The sequence below is a fragment of the Rhodococcus sp. LMD genome, from assembly GCF_056108245.1.
Window position 1 is genome coordinate 2,558,427 of the sequence record NZ_CM148557.1, and the last position, 16,392, is coordinate 2,574,818.

Consider the following 16,392-nt stretch of genomic DNA (forward strand, 5'->3'; position numbering starts at 1 on the left):
GGTCCGGGCCTGCGCGACGTCTACCATCGTTCGTAGTAGAGCGACGGCGAGCGAAGGTGCGTAATCGCGTGGTGCAAGGAGACAGGGTGCGGGCAGGGCAACGGCCGGGAGGTCACGGCTTCGGCGCCCCCGAGGCACCTGGACCGCCTCGCCCCGACACGATGTGGGGACGCGTTTCGGGCACGGTGCTCGCCTATATCGCGCTGACCAAGCCGCGCGTGATCGAGTTGCTGCTGGTGGCGACGATCCCGGCGATGCTCTTCGCCGACCGCGGCGAGGTGGACCTGGTGCTCATCGCGAGCACCCTGTTCGGCGGGTGGATGGGTGCGGCGAGCGCGAATGCCCTCAACTGCGTCGTCGACGCCGACATCGACAAGGTCATGAAGCGGACGGCGCTGCGGCCGCTGGCCCGGCAGGCCGTCCCGACCCGGCACGCGTTCGTGTTCGGCGCGGTGCTCGGCGTCGTGTCGTTCCTGTGGTTGTGGTGGCGGGCGAATCTGCTCGCCGGCCTGCTCGTGGTCGCCACGATCGCCTTCTACGTCCTGGTGTACACGATGGTCCTCAAGCGCAGGACCTGGCAGAACGTGGTGTGGGGCGGGGCCGCCGGGTGCATGCCCGTGATGGTCGGCTGGGCCGCGGTCACCGGCTCGCTGAGCTGGGAACCGATCGTGCTGTTCCTGGTGATCTTCTTCTGGACACCGCCGCACACCTGGGCGCTGGCGATGCGGTACAAGGAGGACTACAAGGCCGCCGGCGTGCCCATGCTGCCCGTGATCGCGAGCGAGCAGCACGTCACCAAGCAGATCCTGCTCTACACCTGGGCGACCGTCCTGGCGACGCTGGTGCTCGTGCCGGCCGCCGGCCTGGTGTACGCGGCGGTGACCGTCGCCGCCGGCGCCTGGTTCCTGCTCGTCGCGCATCAGCTGTACCGCAGCGTCCGGGGCGGGGCGGCGGTCAAGCCCCTCAAGCTGTTCCTGCAGTCGAACAACTACCTCGCCCTGGTGTGCCTGGGCCTGGCCGTGGACTCGGTGCTCGACCTGCGCACCATCGCCTCGTTCTTCTGATCCGCCTTCCGCGCGGCTCCGGGACCCGGCGAATGTACCGTCCGCTGCCGGAGAGCGACGGAAGCGGTACTTCCGCCCGGAGCGGACCTCAGGGGAGCAGCACGATCGAGCCGGTCGTGCGACGGGCCTCGAGGTCGCGGTGTGCCTGCTCCGCCTGTGCCAGCGGGTACCGCGCGCCGACCCGGACGGTGAGGGTCCCGTCCGCGACGGCGGCGAACACCTCGCCCGCCCGCCACATCAGCTCCTCGCGGGTGCGCACGTGGTGCGCGAGGGTCGGCCGGGTGACGTACAGCGAGCCGGCGGGGTTGAGCCGCTGCAGATCGAACGGCGGCACCGGACCGCTGGCCGCGCCGAACAGCGCCAACGTGCCGCGGATGCGCAGCGAGGCGAGCGACGACTCGAACGTGGCCGCGCCGACGCCGTCGTAGACCGCCGCGACGCCCTCCCCGCCGGTGAGATCCCGGACCTGCTCGGCGAGGTCGTCGGTGTAGCGCAGCACCTCGGCGGCGCCCGCGCCGCGCGAGAGGGTTTCCTTCTCGTCGGAGGAGACGGTCGTGATCACCCGCACGTCCTTCGCGGCGGCGAGCTGGGTGAGCAGCAGGCCCACCCCACCGGCGCCCGCGTGCACGAGCACGGTCTCGCCGGGCTGCGCCGGATACGTCGAATTGAGCAGGTAGTGCGCGGTCATGCCCTGGAGCAGCGCCGACGCCGCCTGCTCGGCGGGAACCGCGTCGGGCACGGGCACCGCCACCGCCGCCGGCACGAGCACCTGTTCGGCGTAGGAACCGTCGGCCGCTGCCCAGCTCACCCGATCGCCGACCGCGACGCCGCCCACGCCCTCACCGACCGCGACGACCCGTCCGGTGCCCTCGGATCCGGGAATGTACGGCAACTCCCGGGGGTAGAGCCCGGTGCGGAAGTAGGTGTCGATGTAGTTGACGCCCACGGCGTCGGTCCGGACCAGCAGCTCGCCCGGCCCCGGCTCGGGAGCGGGGAGCTCGACGGGGGTGAGCACCTCGGGGCCGCCGAACCGTGCCACTTCGATTGCACGCATACGTTCACAGTATTCTGCAGGCATGAGCGCCGATACTCAGGTCGTGGCCGCACCGGCCGACATCGTGAAATCCCTCCGCAGCTTCGTCGCCGCACACGGTGGCTCCGCCAAGGCGGTGCTGCAGCCGGTCGCGCGGGGCGCGGTGCGCATCACCGTCGTCGCCGAGGACGGGGTGCTCGGCGACCGGGTGGTGCGCGATCTCGCCACGGCGCACGCGGTGGTCGAGGCGCTGCCCGGCGTCACGGTCTCGGAGTGGGATCGCGAAGTGACCAGCATCGCGACGCCGCAGCAGGGCCACTGGAAGAAGATGGCCGGCTGGGTGGCCCGTCAGACCCGGTTCCCGCGGGCCCGCAACGAACGCTGACCGATCCTCGAACGGCTCCGGGGGTCACCCGTCCTGGGTGGCCCCCGGAACCGTTTCTCCGGCGCGCGTGCGCCCGGGGGTCAGACGGCGACCGGTTCGCGGGCCGGTTCGGTGGTGCGGACCCGTCCCGCCGCCCACACCGCTGCCGTCGCGGCCGTGCACAGCCCGGCGCCGGCGACGTGCACGGCGACGAGGGCGGCGGGCACGTCGGTGAAGTACTGCACGACCCCGACGAGGGCCTGGGCGACGACGAGGGCGAGCAGCACGTGCAGGCGCGTCTTCACCGCCTGCGGCGCGGCCACGGCGTACAGCGCGAAGGCGAGGCCGACGAGCAAGCCGAGGTATCCGACGAGCAGTTCGGCGTGCAGGTGCACCAGGGACTCGATGTCGATCTCGAGGCGCGGCACCGGCCGATCGGCGCTCTTGTCGCCGGCGTGCGGGCCGGCGCCGGTGACCATCGTGCCCGCGACGAGCACCCCGGCGAGCAGTACGGCGGACAGCGCGGTCAGGGTCCGGAGCGGGCGCGGGATCGTCTCCACGACCGCCCCGTCGTCGGGCTCGCCGACCTTCGCATGCAGCAGCACCGCCAGCCACACCATCAGCATCGACGCCAGCAGGTGCACCGCGACGGTCCACCAGGCCAGGCCGGCGAGCACGGTGATGCCACCGATGACGGCCTGCAGGACGGTGCCGGCGGGCATCAGCCACGCGTAGACGAGAACCTCGCGGCGGCGCCGGGCCCGGGTCACGGCCAGCACGACCGCCGCGGCGGACGCGACGACGACGAACGTCAGCAGCCGGTTGCCGAACTCGACGACCTGGTGCAGGGTGGCGACCTCCTCGGAGACACCGACGGGCACGAAGCTGCCCGGGAAGCACTGGGGCCAGGTGGGGCACCCCAGGCCGGACGCGGTCACGCGGACGATCGACCCGGTCACGGCGATGCCGCCCTGGGTCAGGATCGCGATCAGCGCGAGCAGCCGCTGGGTCCGCAGGGACGGCAGGGGCAGACGGTCGACAAGGCGCAGGAAGCCGCGATACAGCACATCGACGATGGTACGGGCCGGTCCACTACAGCCTGTAGTGGGGTGCCGGTCAGACGAACCGGAACAGTCTGCTCGCCAGGACCCCGCCGGCGGCCGCCCACGCGCCGAGGATCGCCACGGCCAGCCAGTCGACGCTGCCGCGCAGCGCCGCGTCGAGGGCGAGGGCGAGCGCCCCGGACGGGACCAGGCGCGCCAGATGCACCACCGCATCGGGCAGACCGCCGCCGGCGAGGACGACGCTGCCGATCCCGAGCAGCACGAACCAGATGATGTTGGCCAGCGCCAGCACGATCTCGGCGCGCAGGGTGCCGCCGAGCAGCAGACCCAGGGTGGCGAACGTCACGGTGCCCAGGGCGATGACGGCGGCGCCGAGCAGCAGCCCGACCGGGTCCGGGCGCCAGCCGAGGGCGAGACCGATGCCGCCCAGCAGAATCGACTGCAGTGCGACGACGAGGGCCACCGCACCGCTCTTGCCTGCGATGATGCCCCATTTCGGCAGGGCGGTGGCGCCGAGTCTTTTCAATGCACCGTATCTGCGGTCGAATCCGACCGCGATGGCCTGCCCGGTGAACGCCGTCGACATCACCGCGACCATCATCACCGCCGGCAGCACGCGCTCGACGCGGGCCTCGCCCAGATCGCCGATCGGGAGCAGGGTGAGCCCGATCAGCAGGGTGATCGGGATGAACATCGTCAGCAGCAGCTGCTCGCCGTTGCGCAGCAGGAGCACCAGCTCCATGCGGGTCTGCGCGGCGAGCATCGCCGCCGGGCCGTTCGGGCGGGGCGCGGGAGCGAAGGTGCCGGGCGCGAACCGGTTCGCCGCCAGGCGCTCGTGCGAGGTGCTCATCCGCGGATCTCCCGTCCGGTCAGGTCCAGGAACACGTCCTCGAGGCTGCGCTGGTCCACCCGGATCTCGCGGGCCAGGACACCCTGGTCGGCGCACCACGCGGCGGCCGCCGCGACGACCTGCGGATCGATGGGGCCCTCGACGAGATACCGGCCGGGACCGGCCTCGCGCACCCGGAACGCGTCCGTCACCGCGGCACGCAGGGGAGCGAGATCCAGCCCCGGGGCGGCGGTGAGCCACAACTGGCCCTCCGCGCCGGTGCTGGCGACCTCGGCGGGGGTGCCGGCGGCCACGATCCGGCCGTGATCGATGATGACGACCTCGTCGGCGAGTTCCTCCGCCTCGTCCATCAGGTGCGTGGTGAGCAGCACCGCGACGCCGTCGCGCCGCAGGGCGTCGATCAGTTCCCACACCAGCAGCCGCGCCTGCGCGTCCAGACCGGCGGTCGGTTCGTCGAGGAAGACGAGTTCGGGCCGGCCGACGAGGGCGCAGGCCAGCGCGAGCCGCTGCTGCTGCCCGCCGGACAGCCGCCGATAGGGGGTGCGCCGTGCCTCCTCGAGCCCGAGGCTGCGCAGCAGCCAGGCCGGATCGAGCGGATCCGCGGAGTAGGCGGCCACCAGATCGAGCATCTCCCCGGCCTTGGACCCCGGATAGGCGCCGCCGCCCTGCAGCATGACCCCGATCCGCGGGCGCAGGGCCTCGGAGTCGGCGATCGGGTCGAGCCCGAGGACCCGCACGGTCCCGGAGTCGGGGGTGACGAAGCCCTCGCACATCTCCACGGTGGTGGTCTTGCCGGCACCGTTGGGGCCGAGCAGCGCGAGCACCTGGGCGCGGTCGACGGTCAGGTCGAGCCCGTCGACGGCGGTGAGGTCGCCGAACCGCTTGACGACGCCCTCGAGGCGGACGGCGGGCGGCGCAGCGACGGGGGATCTCGAGGTCACGAGGTTCCAGCGTAGGCGCCGGGCGAATCGGCGGGACGCGGTGGTGCGTCGTCCTCGTCGCGCCAGGGCAGCCGGTTGCGGGTGGCGAAGATCGCGAGCCCCACCACGACGACCGTCGCGATGGCCGCCTGCACGATGATGAACGGCTGGTACTCGCCGCCGTTGGGCATCAGGATCACGCTCACCAGCGACGAGAACGCCACGGTGGGGAGCCGGAAGATCGGCCGGGTGGCCCACGCGGCCAGCGGGATCACCGCCCACAGCAGGTACCAGGGCTGCACCACCGGGAACAGCAGCACGATCGCGCCGAGGGACACCCCGAGCGCGCCCACCGGATGCAGCCGGCCGGTGAGCACCGCCAGCATCATCCGCACCGTCACCAGCGCCGCGATCAGCGCGGCGACGGGCCGGGTGAGCGACAGGATCGCGGTCGTGTGATCACCGAGACCGAGCAACACCCCGGCCAGGCCGGTGCCCAGGCCGAGCAGCGTCGGGATGGACATCCAGCTGCGCACCTCCGTCGCGGTCCCGAGGGTCTGCGTCCAGCCGAACCCGAGCCCGCTGCCCCAGCTGACCGCGCCCACGACGACGACGGCGACCACGGCGAGCAACGCGGCGGCGGAGACCACCGCGCGCACGGTGCCGCCCCAGCGGTGCGCGAGCGCCATCCCGACGAAGCCGAGGGCGAGCAGCGACGGCACCTTGACCATCGCCGACAGCGCGATCACCGCGGAGCCCGCCAGCAGCCAGCCCAGCGCCCGGCCGCGCAGCGGCGCCGCCGGATCGGCGGTGTGGATGCCGCGCAGCGCCAGCTCGAGACCGGCCAGCATGAGACCGAGCATCAGGGCCTCGTTGTGGATGCCGGCGACGAGGTGGAACAGCAGCAGGGGATTGGCCGCACCGAGCCACAGGGCGCTGACGGCGGCGACACCGCAGCGGCGCGCGAGCCGCGGCAGCGCCCACACGATCAGCGCGACCCCGGCGAGCGCGGTCACGCGGTGCAGGAACACCCCGGCGACGATGTTCTCGCCCGTCAGGTCGGTGATCCGCTGCCCGAGCCACAGGATCGCCGGCCCGTACGGCGCCGGCGTGTCGCGCCAGATGTTGGGCACGGTGCGGGTCAGGACGTGGTCGACCCCCAGGGCGCCGGCGGGGCCGATCCCGTAGGGGTCGAGGCCGCGGGCGGCGATCTCGCTCTGCGCCAGATACGAGTAGACGTCCTTGCTGAACATCGGGGGCGCCACCGTCAACGGCAGGATCCACAGCAGCAGGGTGCGGTCGAGCTGGGACCGGCTCAGGCGTCGGGGCACCCCGTCCGGGTCGCGGCGGCCGACGGCGAAGCGACCGAGCAGCAGCCAGGCCAGCACCACCAGCACGGTGCCCGTCATGGTCAGCGTCAGCGCGGCGCTGGGCATGCGCGCGGGCAGCCCGAGCACCCGCAGGCCCTGGACGGGGTTCTGCAGCACCGGCTGCGCTCCCGCGCCGAGCGCGCCGACCGCCATGAGCACGGTGCCCGTCGCGCCGAACAGCCGGATGCGGTGCAGCTGGGTGGTCTCGGTGGCGTCGAGACCACGCCCCTCGAGTTCGTCGCCGTGCAGGATCGTGGCCACGGCGGGGCCGCCGCCGCGCCCGTCGAGTCCGAGGGCGCGCCGGCCGAGTTCGGCGGCGCGGGCCCCGAGGGCCGCGGCGCAGCGGCTCGGCGCCGGCCCGGTCGGGTCGGGTTCCACGGTGGACGGCACGCGAGCAGCGTAGCGGGGACGGAAACCGGGACTTTGCCGCCTGTAAGGTAGGGCACCCTTTGTAGACCGGCCGGGGCAATTCCGTCACACTGGTGTTGTGAAAACGACGTCCGATACCGGGGTGCACGGGGAACGCGCAGGTCATCCGCCTGCCGGGTTGCCGGTCGCCCAGGTGCCGGGCGCCCACGAGGGGCAGACCCGGGCGGCGGTGGTGCAGCTGCTGCTCGAGGAGGGACCGATCACGGCCACCGAGATCGGCGCCCGTCTCGGACTGAGCGCGGCCGGGGTGCGCCGCCACCTCGACGCCCTCATCGACACCGGCGAGGCCCAGGCGGCTCCGCCACCTCGGCGGGAGGGCCGGGGGCGGGGACGGCCGGCGCGCCGCTTCCAGCTCACCGCGGTGGGCCGGGCACGGCTGGGGCATTCCTACGACGACCTGGCCAGCGCCGCGATGCGGCACCTGCGGGAGGTCGGCGGCGAGGCGGCGGTCGAGGACTTCGCCCGGCGTCGCGTGCAGTCCCTGCTCGGCGGGGTCACCCCGGTCGAGTCCGGGAGCGGCGCCGAGATCGAGGACACCGCCGAGGACATCGCGGCGGCGTTCACCGATGCGGGGTTCGCGGCCTCGACCCGGCGGGTCGGCACCGGCGTGCAGATCTGCCAGCACCACTGCCCGGTCTCGCACGTCGCCGAGCAGTTCCCCGAGCTCTGCGAGGCCGAGCTCGAGGCGTTCACCCGGATTCTCGGCACCCACGTCCAGCGGCTGGCGACCATCGCCAACGGCGACAGCTTCTGCACCACCCACGTGCCGGTGCCGCCGTCGGACGCCCGGAAGACCTGAGCAGGACCCGCACATCCCCGACAGAAGCACGACGTTGTCCGCCGGCGACCAGCCCTCGCCGGCACCGAACAAGACTCCGGAAGGAGCTCACATGACCGTCACATCGGATCAGGCGTCGGCCGGCGCGCCGCTGACACAGGAGGAGACCATCGCGTCCCTCGGTCACTACGGCTACGGCTGGTCGGATCCCGACGCGGCCGGCGCCACGGCCCAGCGAGGGCTGTCCGAGGCGGTCGTGCGCGACATCTCCGCGAAGAAGAACGAGCCCGAGTGGATGCTCGACATCCGCCTCAAGGCGCTGCGCACCTTCGAGAAGAAGCCGATGCCGGGGTGGGGTTCGAACCTCGAGGGCATCGACTTCGACAACATCAAGTACTTCGTGCGCTCCACCGAGAAGCAGGCCACGAGCTGGGAAGAACTGCCGGAGGACATCAAGAACACCTACGACAAGCTCGGCATCCCCGAGGCCGAGAAGCAGCGCCTCGTCGCCGGGGTCGCCGCCCAGTACGAGTCCGAGGTGGTCTACCACCAGATCCGTGAGGACCTCGAGTCCCAGGGCGTGATCTTCCTCGACACCGACACCGGCCTGCGCGAGCACCCCGAGATCTTCAAGGAGTACTTCGGGTCGGTCATCCCGGCCGGCGACAACAAGTTCTCCGCGCTGAACACCGCCGTGTGGTCGGGCGGCTCGTTCATCTACGTCCCGCCCGGCGTGCACGTCGACATCCCGCTGCAGGCCTACTTCCGGATCAACACCGAGAACATGGGCCAGTTCGAGCGGACCCTGATCATCGTCGACGAGGGCGCCTCCGTGCACTACGTCGAGGGCTGCACCGCCCCGATCTACAAGTCGGACTCGCTGCACTCGGCGGTGGTGGAGATCATCGTCAAGAAGGGCGGGCACTGCCGCTACACGACGATCCAGAACTGGTCGAACAACGTCTACAACCTCGTCACCAAGCGCACCAAGGTCGAGGCCGGCGGCTCGATGGAGTGGATCGACGGCAACATCGGCTCCAAGGTCACCATGAAGTACCCGGCCGTGTGGATGATGGGCGAGCACGCGCGCGGCGAGGTGCTCTCCGTGGCGTTCGCCGGCGAGGGCCAGCACCAGGACACCGGCGCGAAGATGCTGCACCTGGCGCCGCACACCTCCTCGACCATCGTGTCGAAGTCCGTGGCCCGCGGCGGTGGACGCGCCTCCTACCGCGGCCTGGTGCAGGTCAACAAGGGCGCGCACGGGTCGAAGTCGACCGTCAAGTGCGATGCGCTGCTCGTCGATCAGATCTCCCGCTCGGACACCTACCCGTACGTCGACATCCGTGAGGACGACGTGACGATGGGGCACGAGGCGACCGTCTCCAAGGTCTCCGACGATCAGCTGTTCTACCTGATGAGCCGCGGCCTGACCGAGGACGAGGCGATGGCGATGGTGGTGCGTGGCTTCGTCGAGCCCATCGCCAAGGAGCTGCCGATGGAGTACGCGCTCGAGCTCAACCGCCTGATCGAACTGCAGATGGAAGGGGCAGTCGGCTAAATGACTGCGGAAGCGAAGAACACCCCCGCCACCGGCTCGCCGGTCGTCGCCACCGGGGTGCAGGGAGCCGCGCGCTCGGAGAAGGCCGCCGGGCCGGCCGTGAACAAGGGGGAGGTGTTCACGTCGTTCGACGTGGACGCCTTCGAGATCCCCTCCGGCCGCGACGAGGCGTGGCGATTCACCCCGCTGCGCCGCCTGCGGGGCCTGCACGACGGCACCGCGGTCGCCGACGGCACCGCCACCGTGGAGGTCACCCCCGTGGACGGCGTGCAGGTCGAGACCGTCGGCCGCGACGACACCCGCCTCGGCGAGGGCGGCGTGCCCGCCGACCGCGTCGCCGCCCAGGCCTACTCGGGCTTCACCACCGCCACCGTCGTCACGGTCGGCCGCGAGGTCGAGGTTCCCGAGCCCGTCACGATCACCGTCACCGGCCCCGGCGAGGGCAAGGTCGCGTTCGGGCACCTGCAACTGCGGCTCGAGCCGTTCGCGTCGGTCACCGTGGTCCTCGACCAGCGCGGTTCCGGCACCTACGCCGAGAACGTCGAGTTCGTCCTCGGCGACAGCTCGCGCCTGAACATCGTCGCCGTCCAGGACTGGGCCGACGACGCGGTGCACGTGGCGGCCCACCATGCCCGCCTCGGCCGCGACGCCGTGCTGCGGCACTTCACCGTCGGGCTCGGCGGTGACCTCGTGCGCGTGTCCCCGACGGTCCGGTACGACGCACCCGGCGGCGACGCCGAGATGCTCGGCCTGTACTTCGCCGACGCCGGCCAGCACCTCGAGCAGCGCCTGCTCGTCGACCACGCGCAGCCGCACTGCAAGTCCAACGTCGTGTACAAGGGGGCGCTGCAGGGCGATCCCGGCTCCGGCAAGCCGGACGCGCACACGGTGTGGATCGGGGACGTGCTCATCCGCGCCGAGGCCGAGGGCACCGACACCTTCGAGCTCAACCGCAACCTGGTGCTCACCGACGGGGCTCGCGCCGACTCGGTGCCCAACCTCGAGATCGAGACCGGCGAGATCGTCGGTGCCGGCCACGCCAGCGCCACCGGCCGGTTCGACGACGAGCAGCTGTTCTACCTGCGTGCCCGCGGCATCTCCGAGGAGCAGGCCCGCCGGCTGGTGGTCCGGGGGTTCTTCCACGAACTCGTCGAGAAGATCACCGTGCCCGCCGTCCGGGAGCGGCTCGAGGCCGCCATCGAGGCCGAACTCGCCGCCGTCGGCGCCTGACCCCCACCCGTTCTCCCATATTCGCGAAGGAACCGTTACCGACATGTCCACCGAGCAGAACGTCCTCGAGATCAAGGACCTGCACGTCCGCGTCGCCCAGACCGACGACAACGCCGAGCCGATCGACATCCTCAAGGGCGTGAACCTCACCGTCCGGTCCGGGGAGACCCACGCCATCATGGGCCCCAACGGCTCGGGCAAGTCCACCCTGTCGTACGCCATCGCCGGCCACCCCAAGTACGAGGTGACCTCCGGGTCGATCACCCTCAACGGCGAGGACGTGCTCGCGATGAGCGTGGACGAGCGGGCCCGCGCCGGCCTGTTCCTGGCCATGCAGTACCCCGTCGAGGTCCCGGGCGTGTCCATGTCGAACTTCCTGCGCACCGCCGCGACCGCGGTCCGCGGTGAGGCCCCGAAGCTGCGCCACTGGGTCAAGGAGGTCAAGTCGGCGATGACCGAACTCGACATCGACCCGGCGTTCGGCGACCGGTCCGTCAACGAGGGCTTCTCCGGCGGCGAGAAGAAGCGCCACGAGATCCTCCAGCTGGGCCTGCTCGCGCCGAAGATCGCCATCCTCGACGAGACCGACTCCGGCCTCGACGTCGACGCCCTGCGCGTGGTCTCCGAGGGCGTCAACCGCTACCAGGAACGCGAGCACGGCGGCGTGCTGCTGATCACCCACTACACCCGCATCCTGCGCTACATCAAGCCGCAGTTCGTGCACGTGTTCGTCGGTGGCCGCGTCGTCGAGTCCGGCGGCCCGGAGCTCGCCGACGAACTCGAGACGAACGGTTACGTGCGCTTCACCCAGGCCGCCGCGGCCGCGGGTGCCGACAAGTAAGGAACGGTGAGCCGATGACGGTGCAGGTGCCCACGGTGGACGTCGCCCGGATCCGGGCCGACTTCCCGATCCTCGGGCGCACGGTGCGCGACGGGAAACCCCTGGTCTACCTCGACTCCGGGGCCACCTCGCAGCGCCCGACGCAGGTCCTCGACGCCGAACGGGCGTTCCTGACCACCTGCAACGCGGCCGTGCACCGGGGAGCGCACGAGCTGTCCGAGGAAGCCACCGACGCCTACGAGGGTGCCCGCGCCGTGATCGCCGACTTCGTCGGCGCGGACGCGGACGAGCTGGTGTTCACCAAGAACGCCACCGAGTCGCTCAACCTCGTCGCCTACGCCTTCGCCGACGCCCGGTTCCCCCGGCGGGTCGGGCCCGGCGACGAGATCGTCGTCACCGAGCTCGAACACCACGCCAACCTGGTGCCGTGGCAGGAACTCGCCCGCCGCACCGGCGCCACGCTGCGCTGGTACGGGGTGACCGACGACGGCCGCATCGATCTCGATTCCCTCGAGCTCACCGACCGGGTCAAGGTCGTCGCCTTCACCCACCAGTCCAACGTCACCGGGGCCGTGGCGCCGGTCGAGGAGCTGGTGCGGCGCGCGAAGGCCGTCGGCGCGGTCGTCGTGCTCGACGCCTGCCAGTCGGTGCCGCACATGGGCGTGGACTTCCACGCGCTCGGGGTCGACTTCGCGGCCTTCTCGGGCCACAAGATGTTCGGCCCGTCCGGCGTCGGCGTCCTCTACGGACGCCGCGAGCTGCTCGCCGACGTGCCACCGTTCATCACCGGCGGCTCGATGATCGAGACCGTCACCATGGAGGCCTCGACGTTCGCGCCGCCACCTCAGCGCTTCGAGGCGGGCTCGCCGATGTCGTCGCAGGCCGTCGGACTCGGTGCCGCGGTGCGGTACCTGCAGCAGATCGGCATGGACGCCGTCGCCGCGCACGAGCACGAGCTCACCGCGGCGGCCCTGGCCGAACTCGCGGGCATCGACGGCGTGCGGATCGTCGGCCCCACCACGGCCGAGCAGCGCGGCGGGGCCGTGTCGTTCGTCGTCGACGGGATCCACGCGCACGACCTCGGACAGATCCTCGACGACGAGGGCGTCGAGATCCGCGTCGGTCACCACTGCGCGTGGCCGCTGCACCGCCGATTCGGGATCGCGGCGACCGCCCGGGCCTCCTTCGCCGTGTACAACACGCTCGACGAGGTGGCCGCGCTCGGTGCGGCGATCCGCCGGGCCCAGGACTTCTTCGGAGCACGCTGATGCGGATGGAACAGATGTACCAGGAGGTCATCCTGGACCACTACAAGCACCCGCACCACCGGGGCCTGCGCGAGCCCTACGGAGCGCAGGTGCACCACGTCAACCCCACGTGCGGCGACGAGGTGACGTTGCGGGTGCAGCTCGCCGGCGACGGCACCGTCGCGGACGTCTCCTACGACGGGCAGGGCTGCTCGATCAGCCAGGCGTCGACCTCGGTGCTCACCGACCAGGTGATCGGGCTCCCGCTGGACCGCGCCCTGGCCACCGTCGACGCGTTCGCGGAGATGGTCGGCAGCCGGGGAACCGTCGAGGGTGACGAGGACGTGCTCGGCGACGGCATCGCCTTCGCCGGGGTCTCGAAGTATCCGGCGCGCGTGAAGTGCGCGCTGCTGGGCTGGATGGCGTTCAAGGACGCCGTCGTGCAGATCACCGACGGCACCGACAGCACTCACCGGACCGCACCCGTAGCCAGTGGAGGACAGAACTGATGACCGAACCCGTGACCCCGGCGGACGAGACCGCCCCCGCCGCCCCGGACGCGTCCCCCGCCCTCGATCCCGAGCGGTACGACGAGCTCGAGGAGGCGATGCGCGACGTCGTCGACCCCGAACTCGGGATCAACGTCGTCGACCTGGGCCTGGTCTACGGCATCTCCGAGGACGACGACGCCGTCACCATCGACATGACGCTCACGTCGGCGGCCTGCCCGCTCACCGACGTCATCGAGGACCAGTCCCGCAACGCCCTCGTCCGCAGCGGACTGTGCGACGAGCTGCGCATCAACTGGGTGTGGATGCCGCCGTGGGGACCGGACAAGATCACCGACGACGGTCGCGAGCAGTTGCGCGCGCTCGGGTTCACCGTCTGACGCGGCCGGTGACCCGGCACGTCCCCCAGGTGTCCCCGGACCCGGGAGCCGCCGGCTCCGCGGACCCGGGAGCCGCCGGCTCCGTGGACCCAGGAGCCGCCGGCTCCGCGGATCCGGGAGCCGCCGGCTCCGTGGATCCGATCACCGCACTCGAACACGAGTTCATGGCGCTGATGCGCCGCGGCCGGGACCAGATGGGGGTGCGGGCCCGCGCCGTCCACCCCCAGCTGGATCCCGCGTGCTACCCGCTGCTGGTGCTGCTCGGCCGCGCGGACGCGGTGGCGATGTCGGAGCTGCTCCGCGATCTCGCGATCGAGAAGTCGACGTTGACGCGACGCATCGACGCCGCCGTCCGGCTCGGGCTGGTCGAGCGGACGCCGGATCCGCACGACGCCCGCGCACGGCTCGTCGCGCTCACCGCCGACGGCCGGGAACGGTTGACCGCACTGCAGCGCGAACAGACAGCGCGGTGGCGGCGCCGCCTGTCCACCTGGGATCCCGCCGACGTCGAGCAGCTCACCGCTCTGCTGCGCCGGCTCGGCGACGGACTGGACTGAGGACGTACCGCCCGACGCCTGAGGCCCCGGCCGGTGCCGGGGCCTCAGGCCCGCTTGCGGGCGGTGGACTTCTTCGCGCTCGACTTGGTTGCCGCCGTCTTCTTCGCGGCCGACGTGCCGCCGGACTTCGCGGCGGTCTTCTTCGCCGGAGTCTTCTTCGCGGCGCTCTTGCGGGCGGGTGACTTCTTCGCCGCCGAGCCGCGGGCCGGCGCAGCCCCCTCCCCCTTCTTCTCACCGGACGCGGCGTCCACGCTGCGCTGCAGCGCAGCCACCAGATCCAGCACCTCGGCGTCCTCGGCCGCGGGTTCGCCCGCCGGGGTCACCGGCAGCACCTTCTCGCCGCCCCGGGCGATGATGTCGTCGATCAGCGACCGCAGCTCGGCCTGGTACTCGTCGGTGAACTCGTCCGGCCGGAAATCGTCGGCCATCGACTCGACGAGCATCTCCGCCATCGCCATTTCCTTCTGCTTCGGCGGCTCCGCGTCGTCGAGCACCGGGAACGACACCGACCGCACCTCGTCCGGCCACAGCAGGGTCTGCAGCACGAGCACGCCGTCCCGGTTGCGCAGTGCCGCCAGCCGGGTGCGTTGGCGCAGCGTGAAGTGCACGAGCGCGGTGCGATCGGTCTGGGTGAGCGTCTCGGCGAGCAGCGTGTACGCCTTCGGCGACGACGAGTCCGGCTCGAGGTAGTAGGACTTCTCGAAGAAGATCGGGTCGATCTGCTCCGACGGGACGAACTGCAGCACCGGGATCTCGTGCTTCTCCGCGACGGGCAGCTTGTCGAAGTCCTCGTCGGTGAGCACGACCCGGACGCCCTCGTCGGAGTCGTAGGCCTTGTCGATCTCGGCGTAGGGCACCGACTCGCCGCATTCGGTGCAGACACGGTCGTACTTGATCCGGCCGCCGTCCTTCGCATGCACCTGGTGGAACCGGATGTCGTGGCTCTCCGTGGCGGAGTAGACCTTCACCGGCACGTTCACCAGTCCGAACGCGATGGCACCCTTCCAGATCGAACGCATGGTTCCATCATGATCGAGATCGGCGTCCGCCGCGCGGAACCCGGCGAACTCGTCACCACAGGGCGCGCAGCATGGCCCCGCGCAGGGCCGGCGAGCCCGTCGTGAACATCCGGGTCATCGCCGCCACCGTCCCGCCGAGGTCGGTGCGACCGGACAGGTAGGAGCGCTGACGCTCGGGCGGCAGCGTGAAGAACCCGGCGAAGAACGCCGGGGTCTGTTCCGGGTGCAGTTTCAGCAGCACCCGCAGCCCCGAGGCGCGCAACTGCGCGACCGCCCGCGCCGAGGGCGACCACAACGCCGCCGTGGCCTTGCGGCCCCCGGCGAGCGCGTGCGCCACGGGATCGGCCGCCGCCAGCGAGGCCGCCACCGCGTACCCGGTGCCCGGGTGCATCAGACCGCCGCGGGCCCCGAACCGGGCCACCCCGCGCGTCGATCCCGGCGGCGGCTGCACCCCGAACCGCACCCGCTCGACGGGCTCCGATCCGCTCAGTTCGACCCCGCGCGCGGCGAGCCGGACCTCGAGTCGCCGCCGCAGCTCGGGGAGGGGTAGCGCCGGCCGGCCCACCAGGCAGGTCTCCTCGAGCAGCATCCGGTCCTGCCCGAGCGGCACCGCGTACAGGAACGACGGCGCATCCCCGGCGTCGGTGCGGTTGTCGCGCCGCCAGTCCATGAACCAGGCGTCGCGACCCTGCAGCGCGGGTGCAGCGGTCGCGGTGTCGACGATCACGCCGAAGGCGGTCTGCTGGGCGCGGGAGCGGTGGGCAGGCACCCCGCGCGCGTCGATCACGGTCCGCGCGCGCAGCACCGCACCGTCCGCGAGGGCGACGTGGTCGGCGGCGACGACGTCCGCCCGGGCGGTGCAGACCCGCACGCCGTCCAGCGACAGACTTCGCTGCAGTGCCGATGTGTCGAAAACACCGTAGGGGCGCGGAATTCGGTGCGGCCGCACGGTCCACGCCGACGGTTCCGCCACCCGCGCCGCGAGTACCGACTCGGGCAGCCAGGGAGGCAGCTCGTCGAGCCAGGCCGCGTAGGTCGCCGTCCACGGCCGGTCCGGCCGCGGATCCACCGCGAGCACGTCGAGACCGGCCGCGGCGGCGCGGTGGGCCACCGCGCGCCCGGCGGGCCCGAGCCCGACGACGATCACCTCCGCATCGATCACCTTCGCGTCGATCACCC

Annotated in this window: 17 protein-coding genes; 10 read left to right on the forward strand and 7 right to left on the reverse strand. The window is 71.9% G+C overall.

The genetic code is table 11. The features are described from left to right. Window positions 1-86 precede the first annotated feature (86 nt). Window positions 87-1,064 carry a heme o synthase gene (locus tag ACWPQI_RS11890; protein ID WP_026138082.1) on the forward strand — a complete coding sequence of 326 codons (978 nt, stop codon included), beginning with the start codon at window positions 87-89 and terminating at the stop codon, window positions 1,062-1,064. 88 nt (window positions 1,065-1,152) lie between these two features. Here the strand turns inward: ACWPQI_RS11890 and ACWPQI_RS11895 are convergent, their stop codons facing one another. Next, window positions 1,153-2,118 carry a quinone oxidoreductase family protein gene (locus ACWPQI_RS11895; protein ID WP_010595090.1) on the reverse strand — a complete coding sequence of 322 codons (966 nt, stop codon included), beginning with the start codon at window positions 2,116-2,118 and terminating at the stop codon, window positions 1,153-1,155. Window positions 2,119-2,140: 22 nt separating this feature from the next. Between ACWPQI_RS11895 and ACWPQI_RS11900 the strand changes: the two genes are divergently transcribed. Then, window positions 2,141-2,482, forward strand: a complete 342-nt coding sequence (locus ACWPQI_RS11900; protein WP_010595089.1) for a hypothetical protein — start codon at window positions 2,141-2,143, stop codon at window positions 2,480-2,482. 80 nt (window positions 2,483-2,562) lie between these two features. Here ACWPQI_RS11900 and ACWPQI_RS11905 read toward each other — a convergent pair whose 3' ends face one another. Genes ACWPQI_RS11905 through mptB form a run of 4 tightly spaced genes read right to left on the reverse strand, consistent with a single transcriptional unit; the run spans window position 2,563 to window position 7,055 of the window. Beyond that, entirely contained in the window at window positions 2,563-3,528 is a 966-nt protein-coding gene (locus ACWPQI_RS11905) for a COX15/CtaA family protein (protein WP_010595088.1), read from the reverse strand. A gap of 49 nt (window positions 3,529-3,577) precedes the next feature. Beyond that, window positions 3,578-4,375 carry an ABC transporter permease gene (locus ACWPQI_RS11910; protein ID WP_010595087.1) on the reverse strand — a complete coding sequence of 266 codons (798 nt, stop codon included), beginning with the start codon at window positions 4,373-4,375 and terminating at the stop codon, window positions 3,578-3,580. After that, the gene (locus tag ACWPQI_RS11915; RefSeq protein ID WP_010595086.1) at window positions 4,372-5,316 is read right to left on the reverse strand and encodes an ABC transporter ATP-binding protein; all 945 of its coding nucleotides are present in this window, start codon (window positions 5,314-5,316) and stop codon (window positions 4,372-4,374) included. Before ACWPQI_RS11915 ends, ACWPQI_RS11910 begins: the two co-directional genes overlap by 4 nt. After that, a complete protein-coding gene (mptB, locus tag ACWPQI_RS11920) occupies window positions 5,313-7,055 on the reverse strand; it encodes a polyprenol phosphomannose-dependent alpha 1,6 mannosyltransferase MptB (RefSeq protein WP_010595085.1) in 1,743 nt (580 codons plus the stop codon). The genes ACWPQI_RS11915 and mptB overlap by 4 nt, the downstream gene beginning before the upstream one ends. Before the next feature lie 97 nt (window positions 7,056-7,152). Here mptB and ACWPQI_RS11925 point away from each other — a divergent pair, with 97 nt between their 5' ends. The 8 genes from ACWPQI_RS11925 (at window position 7,153) to ACWPQI_RS11960 (ending at window position 14,194) form a co-directional block, all read left to right on the forward strand. Next, window positions 7,153-7,893, forward strand: coding sequence for a helix-turn-helix transcriptional regulator (locus ACWPQI_RS11925; RefSeq protein WP_228287153.1), 741 nt, complete (start codon window positions 7,153-7,155; stop codon window positions 7,891-7,893). Window positions 7,894-7,984: 91 nt separating this feature from the next. After that, the gene (gene sufB / locus ACWPQI_RS11930) at window positions 7,985-9,430 is read left to right on the forward strand and encodes a Fe-S cluster assembly protein SufB (RefSeq protein WP_040271542.1); all 1,446 of its coding nucleotides are present in this window, start codon (window positions 7,985-7,987) and stop codon (window positions 9,428-9,430) included. Next, window positions 9,431-10,660, forward strand: a complete 1,230-nt coding sequence (sufD, locus tag ACWPQI_RS11935; RefSeq protein ID WP_017682206.1) for a Fe-S cluster assembly protein SufD — start codon at window positions 9,431-9,433, stop codon at window positions 10,658-10,660. 43 nt (window positions 10,661-10,703) lie between these two features. Beyond that, window positions 10,704-11,501: a Fe-S cluster assembly ATPase SufC gene (gene sufC / locus ACWPQI_RS11940; protein ID WP_010595079.1), complete on the forward strand. Its 798-nt coding sequence runs from the start codon at window positions 10,704-10,706 to the stop codon at window positions 11,499-11,501. Window positions 11,502-11,515: 14 nt separating this feature from the next. After that, on the forward strand, window positions 11,516-12,769 hold the full coding sequence (locus ACWPQI_RS11945) for a cysteine desulfurase (protein WP_010595078.1): 1,254 nt from the start codon (window positions 11,516-11,518) through the stop codon (window positions 12,767-12,769). Next, window positions 12,769-13,257, forward strand: a complete 489-nt coding sequence (gene sufU, locus ACWPQI_RS11950; RefSeq protein WP_010595077.1) for a Fe-S cluster assembly sulfur transfer protein SufU — start codon at window positions 12,769-12,771, stop codon at window positions 13,255-13,257. Before ACWPQI_RS11945 ends, sufU begins: the two co-directional genes overlap by 1 nt. Next, the gene (locus ACWPQI_RS11955; protein ID WP_010595076.1) at window positions 13,257-13,637 is read left to right on the forward strand and encodes a metal-sulfur cluster assembly factor; all 381 of its coding nucleotides are present in this window, start codon (window positions 13,257-13,259) and stop codon (window positions 13,635-13,637) included. The genes sufU and ACWPQI_RS11955 overlap by 1 nt, the downstream gene beginning before the upstream one ends. Window positions 13,638-13,801: 164 nt before the next feature. Next, complete coding sequence (locus ACWPQI_RS11960) at window positions 13,802-14,194, forward strand: MarR family winged helix-turn-helix transcriptional regulator (protein WP_048773575.1); 393 nt, start codon at window positions 13,802-13,804, stop codon at window positions 14,192-14,194. A 44-nt stretch (window positions 14,195-14,238) separates the two neighbouring features. Here ACWPQI_RS11960 and ku read toward each other — a convergent pair whose 3' ends face one another. Beyond that, window positions 14,239-15,213 carry a non-homologous end joining protein Ku gene (gene ku / locus ACWPQI_RS11965; RefSeq protein WP_010595074.1) on the reverse strand — a complete coding sequence of 325 codons (975 nt, stop codon included), beginning with the start codon at window positions 15,211-15,213 and terminating at the stop codon, window positions 14,239-14,241. Window positions 15,214-15,265: 52 nt separating this feature from the next. Continuing rightward, window positions 15,266-16,390 (reverse strand): lycopene cyclase family protein, encoded by a 1,125-nt coding sequence (locus ACWPQI_RS11970; RefSeq protein ID WP_017682208.1) that lies wholly within the window; start codon window positions 16,388-16,390, stop codon window positions 15,266-15,268. Window positions 16,391-16,392 lie beyond the last annotated feature (2 nt).